Genomic DNA, 25,312 nt, shown 5'->3' with positions numbered 1-25,312 from the left:
CTTATCTGAATTCGGCCATCAGTTCATCGAACGTATCGTTTTCGATCGTCATTTCCTTCTTGACCAGTGGTTGGTCGAGGTAGCCGTCGATGTTCTCCTGGTAGGATTTCGCTTCCTCATCATGGTAGATGATACCCTTCAGCATGCCTTCATGCGCCATGATGTTCTGCATCGCCGACTGGGCATCCGTATGATCATAGTCCGCAATATCCTCGACGGGAATCAGATTTTCCTTGAACCAGTCGTAGGTATTCACCTTGTTGTATGTGACACATGGACTGAATACGTTGATGAAGCTGAAGCCCTTGTGGTCCATCGCCTGCTGGATGATGGCAGTCAGCTGTTTAATGTCGGAACTGACACTCTGGGCGACGAATGTGGCGCCGCTCGCCATCGCCGTCTTGATCGGCTGGATTGGCGTCTCCTTGGAACCGTCAGGCGTCGTCTTCGTAACGAATCCCTTATCGGATGATGGTGATGTCTGGCCTTTTGTCAGGCCGTACACCTGGTTGTCCATGACGATATAGGTGATGTCGATGTTCCTTTTCAGGGCATGGACGGTATGTCCCATGCCGATTGCGAAACCATCGCCATCTCCGCCGGAAGCGATGACCGTCAGGTTGTCATTTGCCATTTTTACCCCTTGTGCGACGGGGAGGCTGCGTCCGTGTGTAGCGTGGAAGCCGTATGACTTGATGTAGCCGCTCAGACGGCCGCTGCAGCCAATGCCGGTGATGACTGCCAGCTCATCCGGTTCGAGTCCATTCGCAGCACAGGCTTTCTGGATGGCTGCCTGGACACTGAAATCTCCACAGCCGGGACACCAGTTCGGTTTGATATTGTTTCTGAAATCTTTGAATGTCGCCATTACATAACTTCCTTTATTTTAAGAATTGAATTGATATGCGCTTCAATTTCATTGGGTTTGAAAGGCGTGCCATCGTATTTGACATGGGAACGGATCCTGTCATGTCCATGGTAGTTCATCTTGAGCACACTCTGCAGCTGGGCGCTGTAGTTCTGCTCGATCACAAGTATTTCCTTTGCACCATCAAGGTATGGTCTCAGTGCATCGATCGGGAACGGATGGATCTGCTTGAGGCTGATCGTCGTGATATCCGCATCGATGCGTTCGGCCGCCTCATTGGCGACGCCGTTGACACTCAGGAAGCTCAGGATGAGCAGTTCGCTTTCCACCCCACCCCTGGCTTTGAATGGCTCTTCCATCGTAAAGTCCTTCAGCTTCCTCATGCGCTTGTCCATCTGGATCTGACGGTTTTCAGGACCTTCATTCGGCGTGCCGGCCGGGCTGTGCTCCACCCCTGTGACGTGGTGGATGCCGCCTTTGATGCCCGGGATCGGACGTGGCGAAATGCCATCTTTTTCATCGCTGTAGCGTTCGAAGTATTCATCGTCCTGCCCTTCGATATCTTCCGTAATCGTCTTGCCACGGTTGATTTCCACCCGGGACATGTCAAACGGCGCGGATGACTGCTTGCCGAGGGACATCTGCAGATCCGACAGCATGATGACCGGCACCTGGTAGTATTCTGCCAGGTTGAATGCCTCTATCGTAGTATAGAAAGCATCCTCGACGTCTGACGGCGCAAGGACGATTTTCGGGATGTCCCCATGCGTACCGTAGATCATTTGCATCAGGTCGGACTGCTCCTGCTTTGTCGGCAGTCCGGTCGACGGGCCGCCCCGCATCGTATCGACGATGACGAGCGGTGTCTCTGTCATCCCTGAAAGTCCAATCGACTCCATCATGAGTGACAGGCCCGGTCCTGCTGAAGAAGTGAAGCTTCTGGCACCGGCATAGTTCGAACCGATCGCCATCGTCACTGCAGCAATCTCATCTTCCGTCTGGATGACCGTACCGCCCACTTTCGGCAGGTGGTTGATCATATATTCCATGATTTCACTTGCCGGTGTTATCGGGTATGCCGCCATGAACCTCACCCCGGCATTCAGTGCGCCGAAACTGATCGCGTCATTGCCGATCAGGAACAGGCGGGGATCACTGTCGGAAGGCAGCATTTCGAAATCGCCCGCAATCGTATCCATTTCATCATCCATCAGCTGATAGCCCTGCAGCAGTGCTTCATGGTTAGAGTCGACGATCTCCTGGCCCTTTTTGATGAACATCGTATAAATCATGTCCTTGAAGGGCTGGAGCTCCAGGTTCATCAGTCTGGCACTTGCTCCGATCGCCACCATGTTCTTCATCAGTTGGCTGCCGAGCTCTTTGGCCGTGGCAGTGAAGGGGATGGATATGAGCTGCACATCCAGGTCCTCATCCTTCTCCGGCTTGAATTTGCTGTCGGCGAGAATGATGCCTCCGGCAACAAGCTCATGGCTGTTGATATCTATCGTCTGCTGGTCGAACGCAACAAGAATATTGATGTTGTCGCTGACCGCCCTGACCTCTTTAGTTGAAATTCTTACATTATTATTAGTATGTCCACCTTTGATACGGCTCGAAAAATGCCGATAGCTGTAAAGGTGGTATCCCATACGGTTCAGTGTTGTTGAAAAGATTTCTCCAGTCGATTCAATGCCTTCACCCTGTTGGCCACCGACTTTCCATGACAATTGTTCATTCATACACATTGCCTCCTTGTCCTTATCTAATATACCAAAATTCGAGGTAATTTTCGATGATCAGTGCACCGATTCACAGAAAATCAGCCTATTGGACGACCGCTATTCCCTGATGCGGATCGTGTCTATTTTATTGGTCTTCGTGTCGATGATTACACCGGAGAGGATGCCCGCCCCCTCCTCCGGCACATTGTGCCTGACAGGCAGCTGGTGGAGGAACCGTTCGATGACCTCCTCTTTCCTGATGCCGAGTATGCCATCCCTGAAGCCGGTCATGCCCACGTCCGTTATATATTTCGTCCCTTCCGGCAGCACCTGTTCATCATTCGTCTGCACATGTGTATGGGTGCCGACGACAGCATCCACCCGGCCATCGAGATAGTGTCCCATCGCCAGGCTCTCGCTTGTCGTCTCACTGTGGAAATCGACAAATATTTCATCGGCGTCGACCGCATCCAGAATCGCGTCAGCCTTCCTGAATGGACAGTCGATCGCATCCATGAAACTGCGTCCCTGCAAGTTCATGATCAGCAGCTTTACGCCGTTCACATTCACTACCCCGTAACCTTTGCCGGGAGCGCCTTCCGGGAAGTTTGCAGGACGGACCATGCGTATGTCCTCATCCAGAAATTCATACACATCGCGCTTTGCAAATGCATGATTGCCGAGCGTGATGAAATCTGCACCTGCAGTCAGCAGCTCCTTGTATATCTTCTCGGTGATGCCTTTGCCATGTGCGGCATTTTCACCATTGACGATCGCCACCTGTGCCCCGTGCTGGCGCTTCAATTCAAGCAGATGCTCCTGCAGCATCCTTCTGCCGATTTTTCCAACGATATCTCCGATAAATAAAATGCGCATTCATTCTCATCCTTTGATTTTCAATTTGATGTTTATTATACATGTTTTGGGGAATCTATATTTTATAAAATATCTAGGAGTGAATAATTTGACACTATCCATCGATCCCAAAGAGTTTGCGAAGCTGACGCTCATGGCCAATCCTTCGACGAGCGAATCCGTTGAGGACAAAGCGAAAGACAGCCTTGAACTCTACCTGAGCGCCTATAAGCTTGCCGAGAAATACGAGAGGTATTCGAACAGCGCCCAGGAGACGAGCGAGGCTTTCAAAAGCATCCGTGACATCGACCTCAACCTCTAGTATATAGGCATGAGAAAAACCAGCAGGATATCCTGCTGGTTTTTCTATTTGGCATATTCCACTGCCCGCATTTCTCGGACGACTGTCACTTTGATATGTCCAGGGTATTGCAGTTCCTCTTCAATCTGTTTCTTGATATCGCGTGCAAGACGGTGGGCCTTCAGATCATCCAGCTCATCCGGCTTGACCATTACGCGTATTTCACGGCCCGCCTGGATGGCGAATGTCTTCTCGACACCATCATATCCTTCGGCGATCGATTCAAGACGTTCAAGACGTTTTACATAGTTCTCAAGCGTCTCCCTGCGTGCGCCCGGTCTTGCTGCACTCAGCGCATCGGCTGCCGCAACGAGTATCGAAATGATACTTGTCGGTTCAACATCACCGTGATGGGAATGGATCGCATTGATCACTGTTCCATGCTCCTTATAGCGCTTTGCGAGTTCGACCCCGATTTCGACATGGCTGCCGTCGACCTCATGGTCGATCGCCTTTCCGATGTCGTGCAGGAGACCTGCCCGCCTTGCCAGCTGGACATCTTCCCCGAGCTCACTTGCAAGCATGCCTGCAAGATAGCCCACTTCAACGGAATGCTTCAGTACATTCTGTCCATAACTGAGTCGATATTTCATTTTACCAAGATGCTTGATGAGTTCAGGGTGCAAGTTGTGGATATCAAGTTCAAATGCCGCTGCTTCCCCTGCATCACGGATGTTCGTTTCCATGTTGCGCTTCGCCTTGTCCACCATTTCCTCTATGCGGCCCGGATGGATTCTTCCATCCTGTACGAGCGCTTCCAGAGCATTTTTGGCGATCGATCGGCGAATCGGATCGAAACCGGAAAGGATGACGGCTTCAGGTGTATCATCGATGATCAGGTCTATGCCCGTCAACGTTTCAAGGGTGCGGATGTTACGGCCTTCCCTGCCGATGATGCGCCCTTTCATCTCATCGTTCGGTAATGTAACGACCGATACTGTCGATTCACTTGTATATTCCGCTGCATAGCGTTGTGCAGTAACAGCAAGCAGTTCTTTCGCTTTCTTGTCCACTTCCAACTTCATCTGATTCTCTTTCTCTTTGACCATTACAGCCATATCGTGTGACAGTTCCCGCTCTACTTCTGCGAAAATTTCCTCCCGCGCCTCTTCGCGCGTAAGTCCGGAGATGCGAGTGAGTTCTTCTTCTTGCCGACTGATAATTTCTTTAATCTTCTGATCCTCGGCATCAACCATTTGCTGTTTTTCTTCAATTTTGGCTTCCTTTTGATCCAGCGCTTCATCTTTCTTGTCGAGAACTTCGCTCTTTCTATCAAGAACTTGTTCCCTGTTCAGCAATCTGGATTCCTGTGCCTTGAGTTCATCTCTTTTCTCATTGGATTCACGTTCGAATGTATCCTTGAGATTTTGATTTTCCTCTTTTGCCTCGAGCAGCTTTTCTTTCTTGAGGCTCTCCGCCTGCTTCTTCGCTTCATTGATAATGTGCTCAGCAGAAGTCCGCGCCTCTTGCTGCCGTTTAGTCAAAGTGTTTCTGACGATAAAATATCCGATAACAACACCTAGAAAAATGCCAAGCAAGATTAAGAAAATGTCTATCATGTCCACAATAAACACCTCCCTAACAGGCTCTAGCTATTGTTTTATATAATATTATTCGAATTCAATATTATATACACCCAATTCTAAAGATAATCATATAAAAACGCAAGCACCAGAACGTCTTAATTGCATTCCGGTGCTTGAAAGGTATGACGCTATTCGGTTAGATTTCGTCCTCGTCAAACAGCTTGTCTCCAGCCGCTTCCTCTTTGGCATCCTCTTCCTTCTTCTCTCCGCCGAAACCGAGGGCGGTACGCAGCTTGCCTTCGATCTCTTCGAGCAGTGCCGGATTATTGGCAAGATGCTCTTTTACGTTCTCCTTGCCCTGTCCAAGCCGTTCGCCTTCATAGGAGTACCAGGCACCGCTCTTTTCAACGATGTCGTACTCTACGCCAAGGTCGACCATCTCTCCTGTCTTGGAGATGCCCTTACCATACATGATGTCGACTTCTGCGACCCGGAATGGCGGTGCGACCTTGTTCTTGACCACTTTGATCTTGGTGCGGTTGCCGACGATCTCCTGTCCGAGTTTCAGCTGTTCGGCACGTCTGACTTCAAGACGTACGGAGCTGTAGAACTTGAGTGCACGGCCGCCGGATGTCGTTTCAGGATTACCGAACATGACACCGACCTTTTCACGGATCTGGTTGATGAACATGGCTGTCGTATTACTTTTGGAAATCGCACCGGAAAGCTTCCTCAATGCCTGGGACATGAGCCTCGCCTGGAGGCCGACGTGGGCGTCGCCCATCTCGCCTTCGATTTCCGCCTTCGGCGTCAGTGCTGCAACCGAGTCGACGACCACGATGTCCACTGCACCACTTCTTACAAATGCCTCGGTGATTTCCAGTGCCTGCTCACCTGTATCCGGTTGGGAAAGATAGAGGTTCTCGATATCTACGCCAAGATTTTTCGCATAGTCGGGATCCAGTGCATGCTCTGCATCGATGAATGCTGCAATGCCGCCATTCCTCTGTGCTTCAGCTATCGCATGCAGTGCCACGGTCGTCTTACCGGAGGATTCCGGGCCGTAGATCTCTATGATCCGTCCTTTCGGATATCCGCCTACACCAAGCGCCTTGTCCAAAGTGATGGAGCCTGAGGATACTGTGGATACTTTGCGCCCAACATCGTCCCCAAGCTTCATGACTGCGCCTTTGCCAAATGACTTCTCCATGTTCTTTATCACTGTATCTATCGCTTTTTGTCTTTCGTCCATAATTACCCTCCATTAATTCGCTTCGTAGTATATTGTAGCATAATCGGCACCAAAAAGCGAATATATGTTCGCTTTTCATGTCTGTTTTCCCACTGCTGTTCGCAGCTATCCGATTGCTGTATGCGCGTGCTGCCAATTACGGAATAAACGCTTGAGACGGAGACAGAAATCATTCCCTGCCCTCCGCCTGGAAGACAGCCCTGCCCTTGTAGAAATACTCTATGCCGGACAGGATCGTAAAGAATACTGCAATGTACATCATGACGATTCCGGGTGAAAAAGGCAGATACTGTGTAAACATGTCACCGAACAGGAGAAGCACCAGTGCAATCATCTGACACACCGTCTTGATTTTTCCGAGCTGTCCTGCAGCACTTACATACCCCTGTTCTATCTGCAATAATCTCAGGCCGGTCACAGCGAATTCGCGGGCGATGATGACGACCGCAATCCATGACGATATCATCTGCAGCTCCACAAGGACGATCAGGCCGGAAGTCACAAGCAGCTTATCTGCCAGCGGATCGAGGAATTTCCCCATATTGGTGATCAGGTTCCATTTCCTTGCCAGGTATCCATCGAGGAAGTCGGTCAATGCTGCCACCACGAAGATGATGGCACCAATCAACTGACTCACGGCAATCGGTTCGCTCCCCAGGAAGGAAGTGGTGCCCCAGCCGAAATCGACAAGTATGAATACGAGGAAGACCGGAATCAGAATCACTCTGAAAACAGTCAGCTGATTTGGTATATTCATGGTCCTACTCCTTTATCAAATTGAATTCGTAATAGACGGTGACGGACTCGCCCTGCCCCGGGTTCTCAAGTGGCTCGCCGTCGATCGACACCTCAAAATCAGTCGCATTGCCCAAGGTCAGATAGACGATATCCGCATCCGGCGAAATTTCATACTCCCCTTCGGTCAGGCTTTCGTATGCGTAGGTATTGTCTGCGTCATCAGTCAGGGCCACCCAGGACGCACTGCTGCCGGCCAACGATATGGTGAGCGGAGCTTCCACGTGGAGGTCATAATAGAATGTGCTGCCATCGGAGCCGCTGAAAGCATAGTCCGTCACCGGCTCTTCCGTCGGCTCCTCTGCCGTCTCCTCCACCGTCGCAGGTTCCTCCGTCTCTTCTTCACTGTCCTCCGGAGGGGAAACCACCTCTTCGTCCACTTCATATATGGGCTTTTCCTCGAAGATGTCCGTCTGGGAACCAATCTGGAGCAGTATCATCCAACCTGCGAAAAGTACGCCCACCAGGACCAGAAAGCTGACCAGCACCCTTTTGAAATACTGGTAGTCCCCATCTTCCGACTGCTGCCTTTTTCTTTCGTTCGGGCTCTCATCAGGTATCTCATCTGAATATCGCTCCGCCAGCCCATCGTAGTCCAGTCCGACCGCCTCTGTATATTGACGCAGCAGGAATGGCGCGTGACGGGGCTCGGGAAGGGCATTCAGATCTCCGTCCTCGATCATCTTGATGATGTCTTTCCGGATACCGGACCTCTCCTGCATTTCCTTAAGCGTAATTCCCGATTGTTCTCTTTTGTTTTTCAAATATGCGCCGAGTTTCATGGGACCTCCCTACATTCCACCGAAGAAATTCATATCTTCGTCTTCGAACCAGTGCTGCTTCCTATGCTTTTCATAAGTGATCTCCTGGTTCTCATCTTCCCTGAGTTCAATGATGTAATCAAAATCTTCAAGTTTGTACTGCATGCCTTCGATGAAAAGATCCGGGTGTTCGATGACCTTGATGGCAGGAAAGCTCATGATTTCACGGATCAGCTGTTTATGCGCCTCATCAGTCGAATTGCTCGTCACCGCACCATCGATGATGAAGACATTATTCTGGTCATACTCCCCTTTAAGCAGGCTGGTACGCTCGGTCTGCTTGATCAGTGTAGAGGACAGGAAGAGCCATTTCTTCTTCGCAGTGACACTGGCGGCGACGATCGATTCCGTCTTTCCTACGCGCGGCATGCCCCGGATGCCTATGAGCTGATGCCCTTTTTCCTGGAATACTTCCGCCAGGAAGTCCACCAGTATGCCGATTTCCTGGCGGGTGAAGCGGAAGAGCTTCTTGTCTTCCTCGTCCCTTTTGATGAACCGGCCATGCCTGACGGCTAGGCGGTCCCGCACCTGGGGCTTACGGATCTTCAGGATATTGATGTCATCGATATACTTGGTCATATACTCGAAACGTTTCAGCTTGTTCAGCTCATCAGTCCTCAGGAGCAGCCCCCGTCTCCTATTCTCTACCCCGTTTATCGTATCGATACTGATGCCGAGGTTGCCGAGAAGTGAGGAAATATCCCCCAGCAGACCGGGACGGTTGTTCAATATTTCATATTCCATATACTGTTCGATGTTCCGCTCGGGATACATCGGCCTTTTATTCTCTGTCGTGCTCATGTATACCATCCCCCATTGATATTCATTATTTCACCTGTAACGGACTGCGCCTCGGGAGCGAGCAGATATTTGACCGCATGCAGAACTTCCTCGGGCCGGATGAATCTCGCCTGGGGCAGCTCTTCGAGCAGGAAAGCCTGCTCCTCCGGAGGAAGCTCCTGTGTCATCTCCCCTTCGACGACGCCCGGGGCAATACCATTGACGGTTACATCGGTGCTTGCAAATTCTTTCGCAAGCGATTTGATGAGTGATTCCTGCGCGCCTTTCATGGATGCATAGACACTTTCATAGCTGGCTCCGTGGCGGCCCCATACGGAAGTGACGATGATGATGCGGCCCTGCCCGCTTCTTTTGAGCTTCGGCAGAAGGACATTGATGAAAGTGATCAGCGAACGTATGGATATGTTATATTGCCGATCAATTCCCTCCATCGGTGTTTCCTGAAGCAGTCCGAAGAGCGTCTCCCCAGGACACCATACCAGTGCATCAGCACTGTCGATGCCACTGAAGAGGCCTGCGACCTGATCCTGGTCCAGAGGCTTAGCCAGATCCAGGAAATGGTGGATGCCATCATGAACCGGAGCCCGGGATCTTGAAAATGAAATGATTTCCGCCCCATCCTTCAGACCCCCATGGATTGCGCTGCCGATATCTCCAGTACTTCCAGCGATGACATACCTAGGCATGGGGTTTCAATATACACTCTACCATGTATCTGCTGTCCATCACATCGATAAAGTGCTTCTCCACATCATTAATTGTGATTTCATCGATCACCTCAGGAAGGCGGTACAGATCATAGCCATCCAGGTAGTATTTGGTATATTGATTGGCGATATATTCCGGCGAATTCAGGCTGGACAGGTAGTCCCCTATGATTTCCCTTTTCTGGACCGTGAGTTTCTCCTGGGTAAAGAAACCACTGTCCTTGACCGCCTCGCTTATGCGCCTGATTTCCTCTGTGAATGCTTCTGTCTCTTCCGTGTTTGCAGCAAACAGTACATGCGAAAATGCGGCCTCTTCGATATGGCTGAAGCTGAACGAATCATCGATCAGTCCTTTTTCCATGAGTTCATAATAGTATTCGGACTGCTCGCCGAACACCATGTCGAGCGCAAACATCATCGACAGGTCCCGTACGAGGCGCGCTGATGCATCCGTCCTATCCTGGTGATGCTTGAATCCGAGCATCACCCGCGTCTCCTCAACATCCATCTCTAGCACGTTGTGGGGTTTTACGATATCCCTTGGTTCCTCGGGCAGGGCCCGCTCTATCTCCGGCCGGGCATCGACATCGCGTCCGCCCTGATGCTGGTCGATATACTGCATCAGGGGCTCGACATCAAAATCCCCGACAAGGATCAGCACCATATTGGATGGGTGGTAGAACGTCCGATGGCACAGGAACAGATGATCGCTTGTAATCTCGCTGATCGAGGATTCCGTACCTGCGATGTCGGTCTTGACGGGCAGGTTGTGGTACATCTGGTTCAGAGTCTCGAAATAGAGCTTGTATCCCGGATTGTCCTGGTACATCTTTATTTCCTCATTAATGATGCCCACTTCCCTGGCCACGGTCTCATCCGTGAAATAGGGCTGCTCCACCATGTTCATCAGTAGGGACAGATTCTTCTCGAAGGATTCCGTCGTGCTGAACAGATAGGATGTCCGGTCGTAGGAGGTGAATGCATTCGCGTTGGCACCATATTTCGAAAACAGGTTGAATACATCCCCATCCTCCTTCTCGAACATCTTATGCTCGAGAAAGTGCGCGATGCCGTCAGGCACATTGAATGCTTCCCCATCAATCCTGAAATGGTCGTCCATCGAACCATATTTCGTCGTGTATGTGACAAACTTCTTGCTGTAGCCGGGTTTTTGGATGACGAAGACATCAAGGCCGTTGTCACACTGGTGCCGATATACGCTTTCGTCTATCTCCGGATAATCAATTCTTTTCATCTTCATCACTCCTTGTAAGGACATATACGGTGTCCAATGCTGTTTTCCGGCTGATCTCCATGATCATTTCCCTGTCCACCGCTTCGAGACGCTCCTCCCAGGAAAGTGGATGCGCCTCCTGAATCATACGGTTGTACTCCAGGGTGATGAGCCCTTTCGGTTTGTCCATCACTTCCTGCCTGTTCACCTTCATCATACGCTTCACTTCTTCGACGAACTCCGTGTCGAATTCCCCTTTTCTCAATACTTCCAGTTCCCCGAGTATTGCATTTTCTGCAGTTTCCACATTGCCGGGATCGACGCCACCCATGACGAACATATAGCCATTCCTCACATCGACCTGGGAATGGATCTGGTATGCCAGGCTCAGCTTCTCCCTGATGTTCATGAAGAGGAGGGATGAGGCGGAGCCGCCATACATCTGGTTCATGACATTGAATGCCATCTGCTCCTGAAGATTCCTGACATCCGTTCGGAATCCCATATTCAGTTTGGCCTGCTCGATCTGCTGCGTATCATTGCTTCTTCTGACATCTTCGACTGCTCTGTATGGATAGGAACGGTGTGCGGCCTCTGTATTTTCATTGCGTGCCGCAATCCTCTTAAGGTCATCCTTGATGCTGTCGTCCACAGCGCCGACGACAAGTATGGCAATGTCGTCATCCGCCATCATCCGCGCATGTTCTTCCTTTATTTCATCAAGCGTGATGTCTTCCACATCTTCCAGCACACCGTGCGGCAGATATTTGTAGTCCTCCCCCTCGAACATCACATCAAGCATCGCCTGGAAACTTGCCTGCGCCCTGTTGTCCTTCATGCTTCTGAGGCGGTTTCTGTAGAGGCGCTTCTCCTTGATGAAGAAATCCTGGTAGGAACTGTCATAATGTGAGGGTGTGTCGAGGACATCATGGAGCAGCCGGCACATTTCACCGATGACATCCAGCGCTTCCCTGATGAAACGGTCATTTACAAATTCCATACTGAAGCTCACGATATGATCCTGCCCCTTGCGGCTGACATTCGATGTCAGATGTGCACCATAATAGTGTGCAAGATATTTGAGAAGATCCGCTTCCTTTGGGAAACCAACCGTCCTTTTGACCATCATTTTCGACAGGATGTTCCGCTTTGTCACACGTTCCCGTTCCATCCTGCTCCTGAATTGGAGCTGGACCGTTATGGTCTTGAATTTGTCTGTCTCTATAATGGCTGTCGGGATATGATTGACTTCACTGTTTTTCACTTTATACATATAGGACTCCTTATTCTTCATTCTGTACAAGTACGTTTCTCGGTTTGCTTCCGCTGCTCGGACCTATGACGCCGTTCGCCTCCAGGTCATCGACCAATCGTGCAGCACGGTTGTATCCGATTCTGAACTGGCGCTGCAGAAGTGAGGCGCTGGCACGCTGCTCTTCGATGACAAACCATTTCGCGTCCGGATAGAGTTCATCTTCCGACTCTTTCTGTTCCTTCTGGACCGGTTTGTTCATGATCGACTTTTCGTAGTTCGCCTTCATCTGACTTGTGATGTGATGAACGACATCACCGACTTCATTATCCGAGAGGAACGCCCCCTGGACACGAATCGGCTTGGATTTGCCGGATGGCAGGAACAGCATGTCCCCCCGGCCCAACAGTTTCTCCGCCCCCTGGCCATCCAGAATGGTTCTGGAGTCCGTCTGGGAACTGACGCTGAATGCGATTCTCGACGGAATGTTCGCCTTGATGATGCCGGTGATGACATCGACGGATGGCCTCTGTGTCGCTATGATCAAGTGTATGCCTGCAGCACGTGCCATCTGGGCGATCCGCGTGATCGATGCCTCGACATCTTTAGACGCCACCATCATCAGGTCGGCGAGCTCATCGATGATCACGACGATATAGGGCAGTTTCTGCACCTTTTCGGGGTCTTCACTTTCACGCTCCAGGTACTGGTTGTATGCCTCTATATTCCGTGTGTTCGAATGGGAGAACAGGTCGTACCTGCGCTCCATCTCACTGACGATCCGGTTCAGTGCATCACTTGCTTTCTGCGGATTGGTGACGACCGGACTCAGAAGGTGCGGAATGCCGTTATAGACATTCAGTTCCACCATCTTCGGATCGATCATCATCAGCTTGACTTCATGAGGCTTTGCCTTCATCAGCAGACTGATGATGATGCCGTTGATGCATACGGACTTTCCGCTTCCTGTGGAACCTGCGACAAGCAGGTGGGGCATCTTGTTGAGCTCTGCCGTGATCGGGCTGCCTGAAATGTCCTTTCCAAGGGCCACTTCGAGCGGATTGTCCGAAGTTTTGCGCTTGAGCACTTCACGCAGGGTCACCATGCTGATCACCGAATTCGGAACTTCGATGCCGACAGCGGATTTGCCCGGTATTGGTGCCTCTATACGTATGTCCTTTGCAGCCAGGCTGAGCGCAATGTCATTCTGCAGGTTGATGATCTTGCTTACTTTCACACCGATGTCCGGCTGGATTTCAAACTGGGTGACGGCAGGACCGATGCGGATTTTTGACACTTTGGCATTCACGCCGAAGTTTTTGAGCGTCTCTTCAAGGATCTTACCCTGTTTAAGCACTTCCTTGTTGCTGACTGATTCGGTCACCTCGGCATCCTTGAGCATCGTGATCGGCGGCAGTTCGTATTGCTTCAGCTGGTCGATCTCTTCATCGTCGAATGTATCCAGTTCGGTCTCTTCATCCGAAGTGCCGACCGGCACATCCGTTTCATTGCCGAATTCATCCGTTTCATATTCTATTTCCTTGACTTCGCCGTTTCCGGTCTCTATTTTGGCTGCGTTGTCCATGCCGCTTTCCTGCTTCGTCACGGTCTCTTTCTCCGTTTCCTTTTCGACCCTGTCATATTCATGCATCGTTTCGATGATGGATTCATCCGCTTCGAAGTCCGCAAGCTGTTTTGGCTTGGGCTGTTCTTCCCCAGTGCTGCTGGCTGGCTTGGCTTGTGCCTTCTTCTCCGGCTTTGCCTTTGCAACTGCTGGCCTGTTGCGGTCCGATACTTTGTTGGACATTAGTGAGGACAGCTTCGCAAGCTGGCTGCCGGTCTCTTTCAAACCCTTCATGAGGGCATTGCCGAGCTGCTTCATCAGTTCCGAAACCTTTATGAGATCATGTGAGATCGACTGCTCGATATCTTTCGATGTAATCAGCAGATAGCTGAAATAAAGGAATATCAGTCCGAGCAGCAGTGTGCCCACCATGGAGATGCCGGTCGAGGAGAAGGAAAACAGGGCCTGGCCGATGATGCCGCCCCCGAAAAATTCCATGATTCCATTCGCCTCTATCGCTTCGACCGTTTCACTGAACGTATAGAAATCCTCGATGCGTCCACGGTTCAATATATAGAGCAGTGTATGGAAGAGGAACAGCATGCCGAACTGCAGCAATATATAGCCGCCCATCCTGCGTGTGAGCGGTATCTTCTGTTCTCCCGCCAGATAGATGCTCATCAGGAACAGCATAAGATATGTAAAGTATCTGCTCGTACCAAAGAGGTAGGCAAAAAATGCATCGATGTACGTTCCGATGACTCCGAGCTGGAAAATGGTGATGAACAGGATGACGATGAGAACGAAGGCGGAAATGGAATAATAGGACCGGTTATCCTTCTTTTTCTTCTTTGTCTTCCTCTGCTTCTTTGCCATCGTATGCTTCCCTCCTATTTACAATGAGACTGCCAGAATTGGCAGTCTCATTGCTGTTTTATATTTCGGATATGATCGGGATAATCATTGGGCGGCGCTTCGTATTATCGTACAGATACTTGCCGAGATCATCACGGATGCTCTGTTTGAGTGTGCTCCACTCGAGCTTTTTCTCATCCATGGATTCAAGCACGATGTTGTACACGCGCTGTTCCGCCTCTTTCAGGAGGTCTTCGCTTTCTTTTACATACACGAAGCCCCTCGACTGGATTTCGGGCCCTGCCATGATCTTGCGTTTTTTCGGATCGATGGTCACCACTGCGATGAAGATTCCATCTTCACTGAGCAGCCTGCGGTCCCTGAGGACGATGTTGCCGACATCTCCGACACCGCTGCCATCTATCAGTACATTGCCGGCAGTCACCTTGTCTGCACTGATCATCTTGTCTCCATCGTAGGAGACGATGTCCCCTTTTTCCAGGAGGAAGATGTTCTCAGGCTCCACACCCGTCTCGGCTGCAAGCTTTGCGTGTGCAATCTGCATCTTGAATTCGCCCTGGACGGGGATGAAGTGCTTCGGCTTCATGACGTTGAGCATCGTCTTGAGCTCTTCGCTCATGCCGTGGCCGGATGCGTGGATATTCTGCTCCGGTGTAGCGACATGTGCCCCTGCTTTGACAAGTTCGTTCATCGTGCTGTAGAGGATGACTTCCATGCTTGAAGATGGTGTCGTCAGTATATAGACGATGTCGCCTTCCTTGATGTTGGTCACCTCATGCTGCCCCCGTGACATCCTGCCGAGTGCTTCGATCGGCTCGCCCTGCGACCCTGTTGCGATGATCACCACTTCGTTATCGGGATAGTCGCCGATTTCGTGGCTCGGCACGAGCAGGCCTTCAGGAATATCAAAATATCCCATGTTGCGGGCCACCTTGAACGAGCTCTCGAGTGTGCGTCCAAGGAACGAAACCTTTCTGCGCGTTTTCGCAGCATTCGTCAGTACTTGCTGGATGCGTACGAAGTTAGATGCATAGCACGATACGATGATTCTGCCGCGTGCCCTGGCAAAGCCGTCCAGGATATGCTCCTCGATGATGTTTTCAGGTGTATTGTAGCCTCTTCTCTCTGCTTCAGTGGAGTCACTGATGAGCGCGAGCACATCCTTCTTGGCAACATCATACATCTTGGCCATGTTGTAGCCGTACTCCCCTGTCAGGCTCTGGTCGAATTTGAACTCACCCGTGTACACGATGGAGCCGTATTTCGTTTCAATGCTGACACCATAGGAATCGGGAATGCTGTGGCTTGTTTCGAAAAATACCATTTCCGCATTTTTGAACTTCATGCGGGACTGGCTGTTGATCGTATAGAACTTTACCTTCTTATTGACGCCTTTCGCCTTGAGGCGGTCTTTGACGAGTGCAAGTGTCAGTTTCGAACCGTAGACCGGTACGTTCAGTGATTCGATGATATAGGGAATCGCACCGATGGAGTCCTCATGCCCATGGGAGAGGAAGATGCCTTTCAGCTTCTGCTTGTTCTCCTGGATATAGGTTATGTCCGGAATGACGATGTCGACACCGAGCATCTCATCTTCCGGGAACATGAGGCCTGCATCAAGGATGAACATCTCATCCTCGACCTCTACAACATACATGTTCTTTGCAATCTCGCCGACGCCACCCAGCGGTATGATTTTTACTTTCGATTCTTTTTTTGCTTCGTTCAAAATATTTCCTCCTAAAGCCTACTTGAAAGTGGCATGGTAGAACTTCCCATCAATCGTGATATGGGATACTTTTACATTCTTCGTATCGTATCTTGTTTCATCGCTGTTCTTGATGACAAGATGTCTGATGGTTTCTTCCTTCGTATTGAGATCCTTGAGGTTGTTTCCAAACATCAGGTCTTCAAAAATGATTTTCACTTCGTCATCTTCCTTGATCCTCAATTGGCCGGTGATGTCATACGTTGTATCATTGAGTTCAACCCTGTTAAAAATCAATTTTATTACTCTCCTTTTTCATCCTCCAGCAACACTTTGCGTGAGGCGTTTACTCTGCCCTGGTTGTCGATGTTCGTCACCTTGACCAGGAATTTGTCCCCGATTTTGACAACGTCTTCAACTTTGCCCACCCTGGATGTGTCCAGCTGGGAGATATGGACGAGGGCGTCCTTGCCAGGGAACAGCTGGACGAATGCACCGAACTTTTCAATGCGTCTGACTTCTGCCATATAGATTTCTCCCACTTCGGCGACGCGTGTCAGATCTTTGATGATCTGCTTCGCCCGCTCTATCATGGATGCGTCACTATGGCCGATGAACACCGTGCCATCCTGCTCGATATCCAGTTTGACACCTGTTTCGTCGATGATCTCATTGATTTTCTTGCCACCGGGGCCGATGACATCGCGGATCTTGTCGGGTTTGATATGCATGACTTCAACCTTCGGTGCATATCTGCTGAGCTCTGCACGGGGTTCGCTGATTGTCGCCAGCATGTTGGCGAGGATTTCCTGACGTCCCTCTTTTGCCTGTCCGAGTGCCTCCCTCAGGATGTCTTCGCTCAGACCCTCGATTTTTATGTCCATCTGTATTGCAGTGATGCCGTTTTCGGTACCGGCAACCTTGAAGTCCATATCACCGAGTGCATCTTCCATACCCTGGATGTCCGAGAGGATCGTGTATTGGTCGCCTTTCATGACGAGACCCATCGCGATTCCAGCCACAGGCGCCTTGATCGGCACTCCTGCGTCCATCAAAGCCAGTGTGGACCCGCAGATTGATGCCTGGGAGCTCGAGCCGTTGGACTCCAGCACTTCCGAGACGAGGCGGATCGTATACGGGAATTCCGTTTCGTTCGGAATGACCTGGTACAGCGCCCGTTCACCGAGTGCACCATGACCGATTTCGCGGCGGCCAGGCCCCCTGATCGGTCCGGTTTCACCCACGGAGAAATTCGGGAAGTTGTAGTGGTGCATGAAGCGTTTGTTCTCATCTACACCCAGGCCATCGATGATCTGGTGTTCACCAAGTGCGCCCAGTGTACAGATCGACAGCGCCTGCGTCTGGCCCCTTGTGAACAGACCGGAACCATGGGCTCTCGGCAGGATGCCCGCCTGCGAGTTCAACGGTCTGATTTCAGCAGGTTCACGCCCGTCGGGACGCACCTTCTCTTCTGTGATGAGACGGCGGACCTCCTCCTTCAGCAGGCCTTCAACGATCGCAGATGCCTCGGAACGGATTTCTTCATGGTTCTCATCCGTCTCGTCAAGCGTCCCAAGGATGCGCTCCTTGGCTTCATTGATTGCATCTTCACGCGACTGCTTGTCCGGATCCTGGATGGCATCGTAAAGACCCATGGACTGCGCCTTCTCCTCCATGTCCTGCTTCAGATCCGCGTCCTTCTCCGGCTGTTCGAAGGGGCGCTTCTCAACGCTCAGTTCGTCGAGGATCTCCTGTTGGAAAGCCACCATTTTCCTGATGCTCTCATGGCCGAACATGATCGCTTTGAGCATCGTCTCCTCCGACACTTCCTTCGCGCCGGCTTCCACCATGTTGACGGCATCCTTTGTACCGGCCACTTGGAGTTCGATTTCGGAGTGGCCGAGTTCATCAGTCGACGGGTTGATGATGAATTCCCCGTCGATGAGTCCCACAGTGACACCTGCAATCGGACCATCGAAAGGAATATCGCTCACGCTGAGTGCCAGGGATGAGCCGAGCATCGCTGCCATCTGCGGTGAAGCGTTCGGATCTACAGAGAGCACGATGGACATGACCTGTACATCATTCCTGTAGCCATCCGGGAACAGGGGGCGGATCGGGCGGTCGATCAGGCGACTTGTAAGTGTTGCTTCCTCACTCGGCCTGCCTTCCCGCTTGTTGAAGCCGCCGGGGATCTTTCCTGCTGCATACAGCTTCTCTTCATAGGCCACTGTAAGTGGGAAGAAAGGCAGATTTCTCGGCTCTTTTGATGCTGTGGCTGTACTCAGCACTACAGTCTCCCCGTAGCGGACGAGTACGGCACCATTCGCCTGTTTCGCCATTTCTCCATATTCGACAGTAAGCTTATGCCTGCCCCATTCTGTTTCGTACACTTTTTTCGCTGATTCTATCATAATTTGTCTACTCTCCTTAGTAAGGCTACTTGATTCAATCATATCACTTTTGTAAAAAAATATACATAAAAAAAGGCATATCCGGAGGATATGCCTTGCCATTTCTTATCGACGGAGACCGAGTCTTTTGATCAGTTCACGGTATCTCTGAATATCTTTGTTACGCAGGTAAGTCAGCAGGTGTTTTCTGCGTCCGACCATTTTGAGAAGACCTCTTCTTGAGTGGTGGTCTTTCTTGTGGATGCGCAGGTGATCGTTGAGTGCTGTGATTTCAGCAGTCAGTACAGCGATCTGCACCTCTGGGGATCCTGTGTCGGATTCATGTGTACGGTATTCCTGAATCAGTTCGTTTTTGCGTTCCTGTGTAATTGCCATGTATAAACGCCTCCTTGTATTATTGTTCACCACTATCCGAGCAGATGTCGGAGATTCGCTCTGCCAAGAGTAGGGCACTTGATTCATTATACTGGATGGATCATATGTTTTCAAGTAGATCGATGGCTTTTTGCTTATCTTTTGCAATCTGCCCGGTCAGTTCCTCGATGCCTGAAAACTTCCGTTCCCTGCGGATGAAATGGTGCCAGTAGACGGTCACATTCTCCCCGTAGATGCTGCGTTCGAAATCGAACAGGTGGACTTCGATCGACACGCGTTCCATATTGTCGTGGAAAGTCGGCTTGACCCCGACATTGCACACACCCTTGTAGAGGGGCTCCTCATTATCGAGGCGCAACGTTACGGCATAGACGCCTTTTCCAGGAAGATGATAGCGGTATTCCGGCTCGATGTTGGCAGTCGGAAAGCCGATCGTACGGCCGCGCTTCTCCCCCTGTACAACGACGCCCTTCACTTCATAGGGGCGCCCAAGGATCAGATTGGCATGCTCCAGATCGTTCTTCGCCAGATCCTCGCGGATGCGCGTCGTCGATATCTTCTCCCCGTCTTCTGTTATCTTGTCGATACCCGTCGTATTGAATGCGTCATACTCCGACAGTGTATGGATGTTCCCCTTCCCATATCTGCCGTATGTAAAGTCGAAACCTGCGACCACTTCCCTGACGTTCATCCGCACGATGTACTGCTGGACGAAAAAGTCGGGCTCAAGGCCCGCCAGGGCGCTTGAAAAATTGATGACGAAGCAGTAGTCAATGCCCTTTTCCTCAAGCATTTCCAGTTTGATGTCAAGCGGCGTCAAATACGTCGTACGCTGCTTCTTTGGACTCAGCACGACCGATGGGTGCGGATCGAAGGTCATCACCGCCTTTTTCAGCCCTTCCGCTTCCGCAATGTCCTCCATCCTGCCGATGACATCCTCGTGTCCCCTGTGAAGGCCATCGAAGAAGCCGACTGCGACTGCAGAAGGTTCCAGATTGAGTTCTTGCTGATCATGTGGGTAGTGAAGTCTGTAAATTTTCATCTCATCGCCTCTTATATATTGAACATTTTGTATGGTTTCATTATACCCGTGTTTTCGGGATGATCATAGTACACGCCGACCGGTGTACCATCCTTTGTGAATGCGACCATATCGGCATCATCTTTCCCTACTTTTTCAATGATATCAGATTTGTCCATCTTCTGCCCATTACGAATTTTGAAAAAGAAGGATTCATCGGTGATTTCGACCATCGGAAGATCCGCGATGAGTTCTGAAATCGGCACGAGGGCATCTTTCGGCTCCCCTGCTTCGAGCGCTTCGATCGTCACTGCCCGGTCAAGCGTCAGGCCGCATGATTCCGTTCTGACAAGTGCGGACATGTGCGCCTCAACGCCCAAATGCTTTCCTATATCCACAGCCAACGTACGGATATAGGTTCCCTTCGAACATACTACATCAAGGCTGAACCGGACGAGGCCCGCTTCCCTCTTGACCTTGCCGGCACGTTCTATCTCATGGATGAAGACTTCCCTCACAGGGCGCTCCACCTCGATGCCCTTTCGGGCATATTCATACAGCTTCCGGCCCTCGACCCTGACTGAGGCATACTTGGGAACCCTCTGGCGATAGCTGCCCCGGAAGGCGTCTATTGCCTGGTCGATCGCCTCATCTGAGATGCCGGCGACACTGTCGCTTCTTCCGGTGACCTCGCCCGTCTGGTCTTCCGTATCCGTCGAAAACCCCAGCGTCACCTCGGCATGATAGCGTTTCTTCTTCGTCTGCAGATATTCGGTCAGTTTCGTCCCCTCCCCGATGCAGATCGGCAGGACACCCGTGACTTCCGGGTCCAGAGTGCCGGTATGGCCCACCTTTTTCATATGTAGTATTCTGCGCATGCGCATGACGACGTCATGGCTTGTCAGCCCTTTTGGTTTATTGACAGGTATTACACCGTGCATATCTGTACGCCTCCATATAAAAATAAAAACCTGGGGGGAGTCCCCTCAGGTTTATTTATCTTTGATTTCATTCAAGAGATTCTCAATCTTATTGCCGTATTCAATAGAAGTATCATACTTGAATTGCAGTTCCGGCGCTTTTCTTATTCTGATTTCCTTTGCCACCTCGGAACGGACCATCCCTTTGGCACGATCCAGCGCCGCTTCCACTTCCTCCCGGTTCTCGTTCAGGGAAGTGAAGTAGATGGTTGCAATCTCCATCTCCTTGGTCAGCTCGACATCCGTCACCGTAATCATCCCGATATCCGGATCCGATACTTTTGTGCGCAGTGTCTCACTCACCACTTTCTTGATTTCTTCGGCAACTCTTTCATGTCTGTTGCTCATAGTCATCACCTTTCAATTTCAACCATGATATAAGGTTCGATCTGGTCTCCCTCTTTAAGGTCGTTGAAGTTCTTGATCGTGAGACCGCATTCGTATCCGGCAGTCACTTCCTTGGCGTCATCTTTGAAACGCTTGAGGGTATCCAGTTCACCTTCATAGATAACTATACCCTCTCTGATGACTCTTACACCTGAATCCCTGGTGATTTTGCCATCCGTCACATAGGCGCCGGCAATCGTGCCGACCTTGGACACTTTGAATGTCTGGCGGACTTCCACGTTACCGATGACCTTCTCTTCGAACTCAGGGTCGAGCATGCCCTTCATCGCAGATTCGATCTCTTCGATGACATTGTAGATGATGCGGTGGAGCCTCATGTCGACCTTCTCACGTTCCGCCGCCTTCTTGGCGTTGACATCCGGACGGACGTTGAAGCCGATGATGATCGCTTCGGAGGCGGAGGCAAGTGTGACATCTGATTCGTTGATGGCGCCGACACCCGTATGGATGATGCGCACGTTGACACCTTCGACATCAATTTTCATGAGGGATGCACTCAGTGCCTCGACGGAACCCTGTACGTCCCCTTTGATGATGATATTGAGGTCTTTCGTTTCGCCCTCCTTCATCTGTTCGAAGAGGTTGTCGAGTGTTACTGCAGATGTCTGCTCACGGTCTTTCATGATCTGTTCTTCACTTCTCGCTTCACCGATGCTGCGTGCTGTCTTGTCGTCCTTGAAGACGACGAAACGGTCGCCTGCATGCGGCACGGCGTTCAGACCGGTTATTTCCACAGGTGTGGATGGCCCCGCCTCCTGAATGCGGCGTCCAAGATCGTCGACCATTGCCCTGACCTTGCCGAAAGTACTTCCGACGACGATGGAATCACCGACCTTCAGTGTACCGTGCTGGACGAGCAGGGATGCTGCCGGACCTCTTGACTTGTCGAGTTCCGCTTCAATGACTGTTCCGACTGCCGGTCTGTCACTCTTCGTCTTAAGTTCTGCAACTTCTCCGACGAGCGTGATCATTTCAAGCAGGTCTTCGATGCCTTCACCGCTCAGTGCCGACAGGGAGACGAAAATCGTATCTCCGCCCCAGTCTTCTGGATAGAGGCCATGTTCGCCAAGTTCCGTCATGACACGCTCGGGGTTCGCCGTCGGCTTGTCCATTTTGTTGACGGCAACGATGATCGGCACTTCCGCAGCTTTTGCGTGGTTGATCGCTTCGATCGTCTGAGGCATTACACCGTCATCAGCAGCGACGACAAGTACTGTAATGTCCGTCACCTGTGCACCGCGTGCACGCATCGTCGTGAATGCGGCGTGCCCCGGTGTGTCGAGGAACGTGATCTTCTTGCCGCCCGACTCGATCTGGTAGGCACCGATATGCTGCGTGATGCCGCCCGCCTCTCCTGCCGTCACTTTCGTGTGGCGGATGGAATCGAGCAATGTCGTCTTGCCATGGTCGACGTGACCCATGATCGTAACGACACTTGGCCTTTCTTCGTTCAGATCATCACCGAGTTCGAAATAATTCTCAAGGTCCGTATCATCAACCACGACTTCGAGTTCGGCAGTGAAACCATGGTCACTGGCAATCAGCTCCACTGAATCATTGTCCAGTGCCTGGTTGATGTTCGCTACGATGCCGACCATGAAGAGATCTTTGATGATTTTTGAGGAATCCACACCGATCTTCTCTGCCAATTCACCGACTGTGATGCCTTCCTGGTAGGTGAAGTTCTTCGGAAGCTCCACCTCTTTTTTGACAGGCTCCGGCTTCTGGTTCTTCTGCTTGTTGCCGGGCTTCTGATTCCGGCTGTTCTTGTTCCTGTTGCCTGCACCGGGCTTGTGGTTCCTGTTGTTCCTCTGCGGACTCTGACCGCCCTTCTGCTGGCCGCCCTTGCCGCCTTTCTGGGTGTTCTGACCGCCCTGACTGCTCTTCTGGGTGTTCTGGCTTTTCGACTGCCTGCTATTACTGGAGCTGCTGTCTGAAGTACCGGATTTCTTGAATTCCTTGTTGAGGAGGTTGACCTCACTGTCTTCGAGTGATTTCATGTGGCTCTTCACTTCGATATCCCTCGCCTGAAGGAACTCGATCACCTTTTTGCTTGGCACTCCGCATTCTTTTGCATATTCGTAGATTCTGATTTTACTCATCGAATCACTTTCCTTTCTCTTTAAGCTGCAGCATCTTCCGGCTGAAACCTGAATCTGTAACTGACAATACAACCCGGTTCGAAGCGCCTGTAGCCGTGCTCAGGGCTTCGTTGGTATAATCATCAATCAATGGTATTTCATAGTAGTTGCATTTATCTCTGACTTTCTTTGCTGTACTGCTGCCTGCATCACTGGCAATGAAGACGATCTTGGCCCTATTGCGCTGGATGGATTCTATCGTCTTCTCTTCCCCGGTCGTCAACATGCCTGCGCGCTTGGCCAGCCCCAAAAGATTCAATATCCTGTCCGTCATCTTTTCGGGATGTCCTCGCGGTAGATCAGACGGATGATCTCATCGTATACCGGGGAGAGCGTATCGCTGTCGAAGCCAAGCCTGCTTTCAAGCTTTCTGCCTTTGCGTGCGGCTTCGACCTTCTCAAGATCTTTGACCACGTAGCTCCCGCGTCCATTCTTCTTGCCCGTCGGATCGACGAAGACCTCTCGCTCTTTCGTCACCACGATACGGAGCAGATCTTTTTTCGGATGCATTTCATTGGTAAGGATACATTTTCTGAGCGGTACTTTCTTCTTCATGCTACATCACCCACAAGTCTTATTCGATGACGCCTTCTTCACGTGCGTCGGATTCGCTTTTGATATCAATCTTCCACCCTGTCAGTTTCGCAGCCAGACGGGCATTCTGCCCTCTTTTGCCGATGGCAAGGGAGAGCTGGTTGTCCGGTACGATCACCATTGTGGACTGGTTGTCCTCGTCCACGATGACATCCACGACCTGGGAAGGGCTGAGGGCATTCTTGACGAATACTCTCGGGTCCTCATTCCACAGGACGATGTCGATCTTCTCGCCTGAAAGCTCATTGACGATCGCCTCTACCCGGGCACCTCTTGCCCCGACGCAGGAACCGACCGCGTCGACATCAGGGTTTTGGGCATGGACGCTGATCTTGGAACGCTCTCCGGCTTCCCTTGCAACGCTCATGACCTCCACAGTCCCATCGAAGATTTCAGGCACTTCCTTTTCGAAAAGGCGCTTCAGCAGATTCGGATGCGTTCTCGACACGAAGATCTGCGGCCCCTTCGTGGTCTGCTCGACCTTGTTGACATAGACCTTGATCCTGTCATTCGGACGGTATACCTCATTCGGCATCCTTTCGGCTTCGCTCAATACGGCGTCCGTCCGTCCCAGCTGGATATGGACGAAACGATGGTCGACACGGTCGATCAGGCCCGTCATGACCTCGTCCTCCTTGTCGATGAACTCATTGTACAGGATGCCCCGCTCTGCATCGCGGAGACGCTGCATCACTGCCTGCTTGGCAGCCTGGGCGCCGACACGGTTGAAGTCCTTCGGTGTGACATCCTCGTCATAAGGATCACCGATTTCATATGCCGGGTTGACCGTACGGGCCGTTTCAAGATCGATTTCCGCAGTAGGGTCCTCGACCTCCTCCACCACATCTTTCCTGGAAACGACACGGTATGAGCCGTTTTCCATATTCAGGTCCACTTTGACATTCTTATGCTGTGAGTAGTTCTTTTTATAGGCTGTAAGAAGTGCCGCCTCTATTGTTTCGACAAGCACCTCGTTGGGAATGCTCTTTTCCTTTTCAAGGTATTCTATTGCATTCAGTAGTTCCTGGTTCACTAATA

At 51.1% G+C, this 25,312-nt stretch carries 24 protein-coding genes; 1 reads left to right on the top strand and 23 read right to left on the bottom strand.

Annotation, left to right across the window (positions count from 1 at the left end):
• Position 1: 1 nt before the first annotated feature.
• The 3 genes from RQP18_RS05340 to RQP18_RS05330 all read right to left on the bottom strand — a co-directional run bounded on the left by RQP18_RS05340 (position 2) and on the right by RQP18_RS05330 (position 3,465).
• Complete coding sequence (locus RQP18_RS05340; protein ID WP_342389123.1) at positions 2 to 868, bottom strand: 2-oxoacid:ferredoxin oxidoreductase subunit beta; 867 nt, start codon at positions 866 to 868, stop codon at positions 2 to 4.
• Positions 868 to 2,607, bottom strand: a complete 1,740-nt coding sequence (locus RQP18_RS05335) for a 2-oxoacid:acceptor oxidoreductase subunit alpha (RefSeq protein ID WP_342389122.1) — start codon at positions 2,605 to 2,607, stop codon at positions 868 to 870. Before RQP18_RS05335 ends, RQP18_RS05340 begins: the two co-directional genes overlap by 1 nt.
• 99 nt (positions 2,608 to 2,706) lie before the next feature.
• The gene (locus RQP18_RS05330) at positions 2,707 to 3,465 is read right to left on the bottom strand and encodes a TIGR00282 family metallophosphoesterase (RefSeq protein WP_342389121.1); all 759 of its coding nucleotides are present in this window, start codon (positions 3,463 to 3,465) and stop codon (positions 2,707 to 2,709) included.
• Between the two features lie 88 nt (positions 3,466 to 3,553).
• On the opposite strand from RQP18_RS05330, the gene RQP18_RS05325 reads away from it, so the two are divergent.
• The gene (locus RQP18_RS05325) at positions 3,554 to 3,766 is read left to right on the top strand and encodes a hypothetical protein (protein ID WP_342389120.1); all 213 of its coding nucleotides are present in this window, start codon (positions 3,554 to 3,556) and stop codon (positions 3,764 to 3,766) included.
• 44 nt (positions 3,767 to 3,810) lie between these two features.
• On the opposite strand, the gene rny is transcribed toward RQP18_RS05325, so the two are convergent.
• The 20 genes from rny to nusA form a co-directional block, all read right to left on the bottom strand.
• A complete protein-coding gene (rny, locus tag RQP18_RS05320; protein ID WP_373446161.1) occupies positions 3,811 to 5,364 on the bottom strand; it encodes a ribonuclease Y in 1,554 nt (517 codons plus the stop codon).
• A gap of 163 nt (positions 5,365 to 5,527) precedes the next feature.
• Complete coding sequence (gene recA, locus RQP18_RS05315) at positions 5,528 to 6,583, bottom strand: recombinase RecA (protein ID WP_342389118.1); 1,056 nt, start codon at positions 6,581 to 6,583, stop codon at positions 5,528 to 5,530.
• A 169-nt stretch (positions 6,584 to 6,752) separates the two neighbouring features.
• Entirely contained in the window at positions 6,753 to 7,340 is a 588-nt protein-coding gene (pgsA, locus tag RQP18_RS05310) for a CDP-diacylglycerol--glycerol-3-phosphate 3-phosphatidyltransferase (protein WP_342389117.1), read from the bottom strand.
• A gap of 4 nt (positions 7,341 to 7,344) precedes the next feature.
• A complete protein-coding gene (locus tag RQP18_RS05305) occupies positions 7,345 to 8,160 on the bottom strand; it encodes a helix-turn-helix domain-containing protein (RefSeq protein WP_342389116.1) in 816 nt (271 codons plus the stop codon).
• Between the two features lie 9 nt (positions 8,161 to 8,169).
• Positions 8,170 to 8,973 carry a DUF3388 domain-containing protein gene (locus RQP18_RS05300; RefSeq protein WP_031548640.1) on the bottom strand — a complete coding sequence of 268 codons (804 nt, stop codon included), beginning with the start codon at positions 8,971 to 8,973 and terminating at the stop codon, positions 8,170 to 8,172.
• Between the two features lie 23 nt (positions 8,974 to 8,996).
• Positions 8,997 to 9,686, bottom strand: a complete 690-nt coding sequence (locus tag RQP18_RS05295; RefSeq protein ID WP_342389115.1) for an SDR family NAD(P)-dependent oxidoreductase — start codon at positions 9,684 to 9,686, stop codon at positions 8,997 to 8,999.
• Positions 9,679 to 10,962: an EF-P 5-aminopentanol modification-associated protein YfmH gene (yfmH, locus tag RQP18_RS05290; protein ID WP_342389114.1), complete on the bottom strand. Its 1,284-nt coding sequence runs from the start codon at positions 10,960 to 10,962 to the stop codon at positions 9,679 to 9,681. The genes RQP18_RS05295 and yfmH overlap by 8 nt, the downstream gene beginning before the upstream one ends.
• Positions 10,949 to 12,214, bottom strand: coding sequence for an EF-P 5-aminopentanol modification-associated protein YfmF (gene yfmF / locus RQP18_RS05285; protein ID WP_342389113.1), 1,266 nt, complete (start codon positions 12,212 to 12,214; stop codon positions 10,949 to 10,951). Before yfmF ends, yfmH begins: the two co-directional genes overlap by 14 nt.
• A gap of 10 nt (positions 12,215 to 12,224) precedes the next feature.
• Positions 12,225 to 14,633, bottom strand: a complete 2,409-nt coding sequence (locus tag RQP18_RS05280; RefSeq protein WP_342389112.1) for an FtsK/SpoIIIE family DNA translocase — start codon at positions 14,631 to 14,633, stop codon at positions 12,225 to 12,227.
• A 58-nt stretch (positions 14,634 to 14,691) separates the two neighbouring features.
• Positions 14,692 to 16,362 carry a ribonuclease J gene (locus RQP18_RS05275; protein ID WP_342389111.1) on the bottom strand — a complete coding sequence of 557 codons (1,671 nt, stop codon included), beginning with the start codon at positions 16,360 to 16,362 and terminating at the stop codon, positions 14,692 to 14,694.
• Between the two features lie 18 nt (positions 16,363 to 16,380).
• Complete coding sequence (locus tag RQP18_RS05270; protein WP_342389110.1) at positions 16,381 to 16,638, bottom strand: hypothetical protein; 258 nt, start codon at positions 16,636 to 16,638, stop codon at positions 16,381 to 16,383.
• Between the two features lie 5 nt (positions 16,639 to 16,643).
• The gene (gene pnp, locus RQP18_RS05265) at positions 16,644 to 18,752 is read right to left on the bottom strand and encodes a polyribonucleotide nucleotidyltransferase (RefSeq protein WP_342389373.1); all 2,109 of its coding nucleotides are present in this window, start codon (positions 18,750 to 18,752) and stop codon (positions 16,644 to 16,646) included.
• A gap of 108 nt (positions 18,753 to 18,860) precedes the next feature.
• Positions 18,861 to 19,130: a 30S ribosomal protein S15 gene (rpsO, locus tag RQP18_RS05260; protein WP_040105620.1), complete on the bottom strand. Its 270-nt coding sequence runs from the start codon at positions 19,128 to 19,130 to the stop codon at positions 18,861 to 18,863.
• Positions 19,131 to 19,230: 100 nt separating this feature from the next.
• Positions 19,231 to 20,172, bottom strand: a complete 942-nt coding sequence (locus RQP18_RS05255; protein ID WP_342389109.1) for a bifunctional riboflavin kinase/FAD synthetase — start codon at positions 20,170 to 20,172, stop codon at positions 19,231 to 19,233.
• 11 nt (positions 20,173 to 20,183) lie between these two features.
• Positions 20,184 to 21,092 carry a tRNA pseudouridine(55) synthase TruB gene (gene truB / locus RQP18_RS05250; protein ID WP_342389108.1) on the bottom strand — a complete coding sequence of 303 codons (909 nt, stop codon included), beginning with the start codon at positions 21,090 to 21,092 and terminating at the stop codon, positions 20,184 to 20,186.
• Positions 21,093 to 21,143: 51 nt separating this feature from the next.
• Positions 21,144 to 21,479: a 30S ribosome-binding factor RbfA gene (gene rbfA, locus RQP18_RS05245; protein WP_342389107.1), complete on the bottom strand. Its 336-nt coding sequence runs from the start codon at positions 21,477 to 21,479 to the stop codon at positions 21,144 to 21,146.
• Between the two features lie 5 nt (positions 21,480 to 21,484).
• Positions 21,485 to 23,641: a translation initiation factor IF-2 gene (infB, locus tag RQP18_RS05240; RefSeq protein ID WP_342389106.1), complete on the bottom strand. Its 2,157-nt coding sequence runs from the start codon at positions 23,639 to 23,641 to the stop codon at positions 21,485 to 21,487.
• A 4-nt stretch (positions 23,642 to 23,645) separates the two neighbouring features.
• Positions 23,646 to 23,954: a L7Ae/L30e/S12e/Gadd45 family ribosomal protein gene (locus RQP18_RS05235; RefSeq protein WP_342389105.1), complete on the bottom strand. Its 309-nt coding sequence runs from the start codon at positions 23,952 to 23,954 to the stop codon at positions 23,646 to 23,648.
• Entirely contained in the window at positions 23,951 to 24,235 is a 285-nt protein-coding gene (rnpM, locus tag RQP18_RS05230) for an RNase P modulator RnpM (protein WP_342389104.1), read from the bottom strand. The genes RQP18_RS05235 and rnpM overlap by 4 nt, the downstream gene beginning before the upstream one ends.
• 19 nt (positions 24,236 to 24,254) lie before the next feature.
• The gene (gene nusA / locus RQP18_RS05225) at positions 24,255 to 25,307 is read right to left on the bottom strand and encodes a transcription termination factor NusA (protein ID WP_342389103.1); all 1,053 of its coding nucleotides are present in this window, start codon (positions 25,305 to 25,307) and stop codon (positions 24,255 to 24,257) included.
• Between the last annotated feature and the right edge of the window lie 5 nt (positions 25,308 to 25,312).

This window comes from Salinicoccus sp. Bachu38 (assembly GCF_038561955.2).
Lineage (GTDB): Bacteria > Bacillota > Bacilli > Staphylococcales > Salinicoccaceae > Salinicoccus > Salinicoccus bachuensis.
This window is presented reverse-complemented; position numbering and strand designations above follow the sequence as displayed.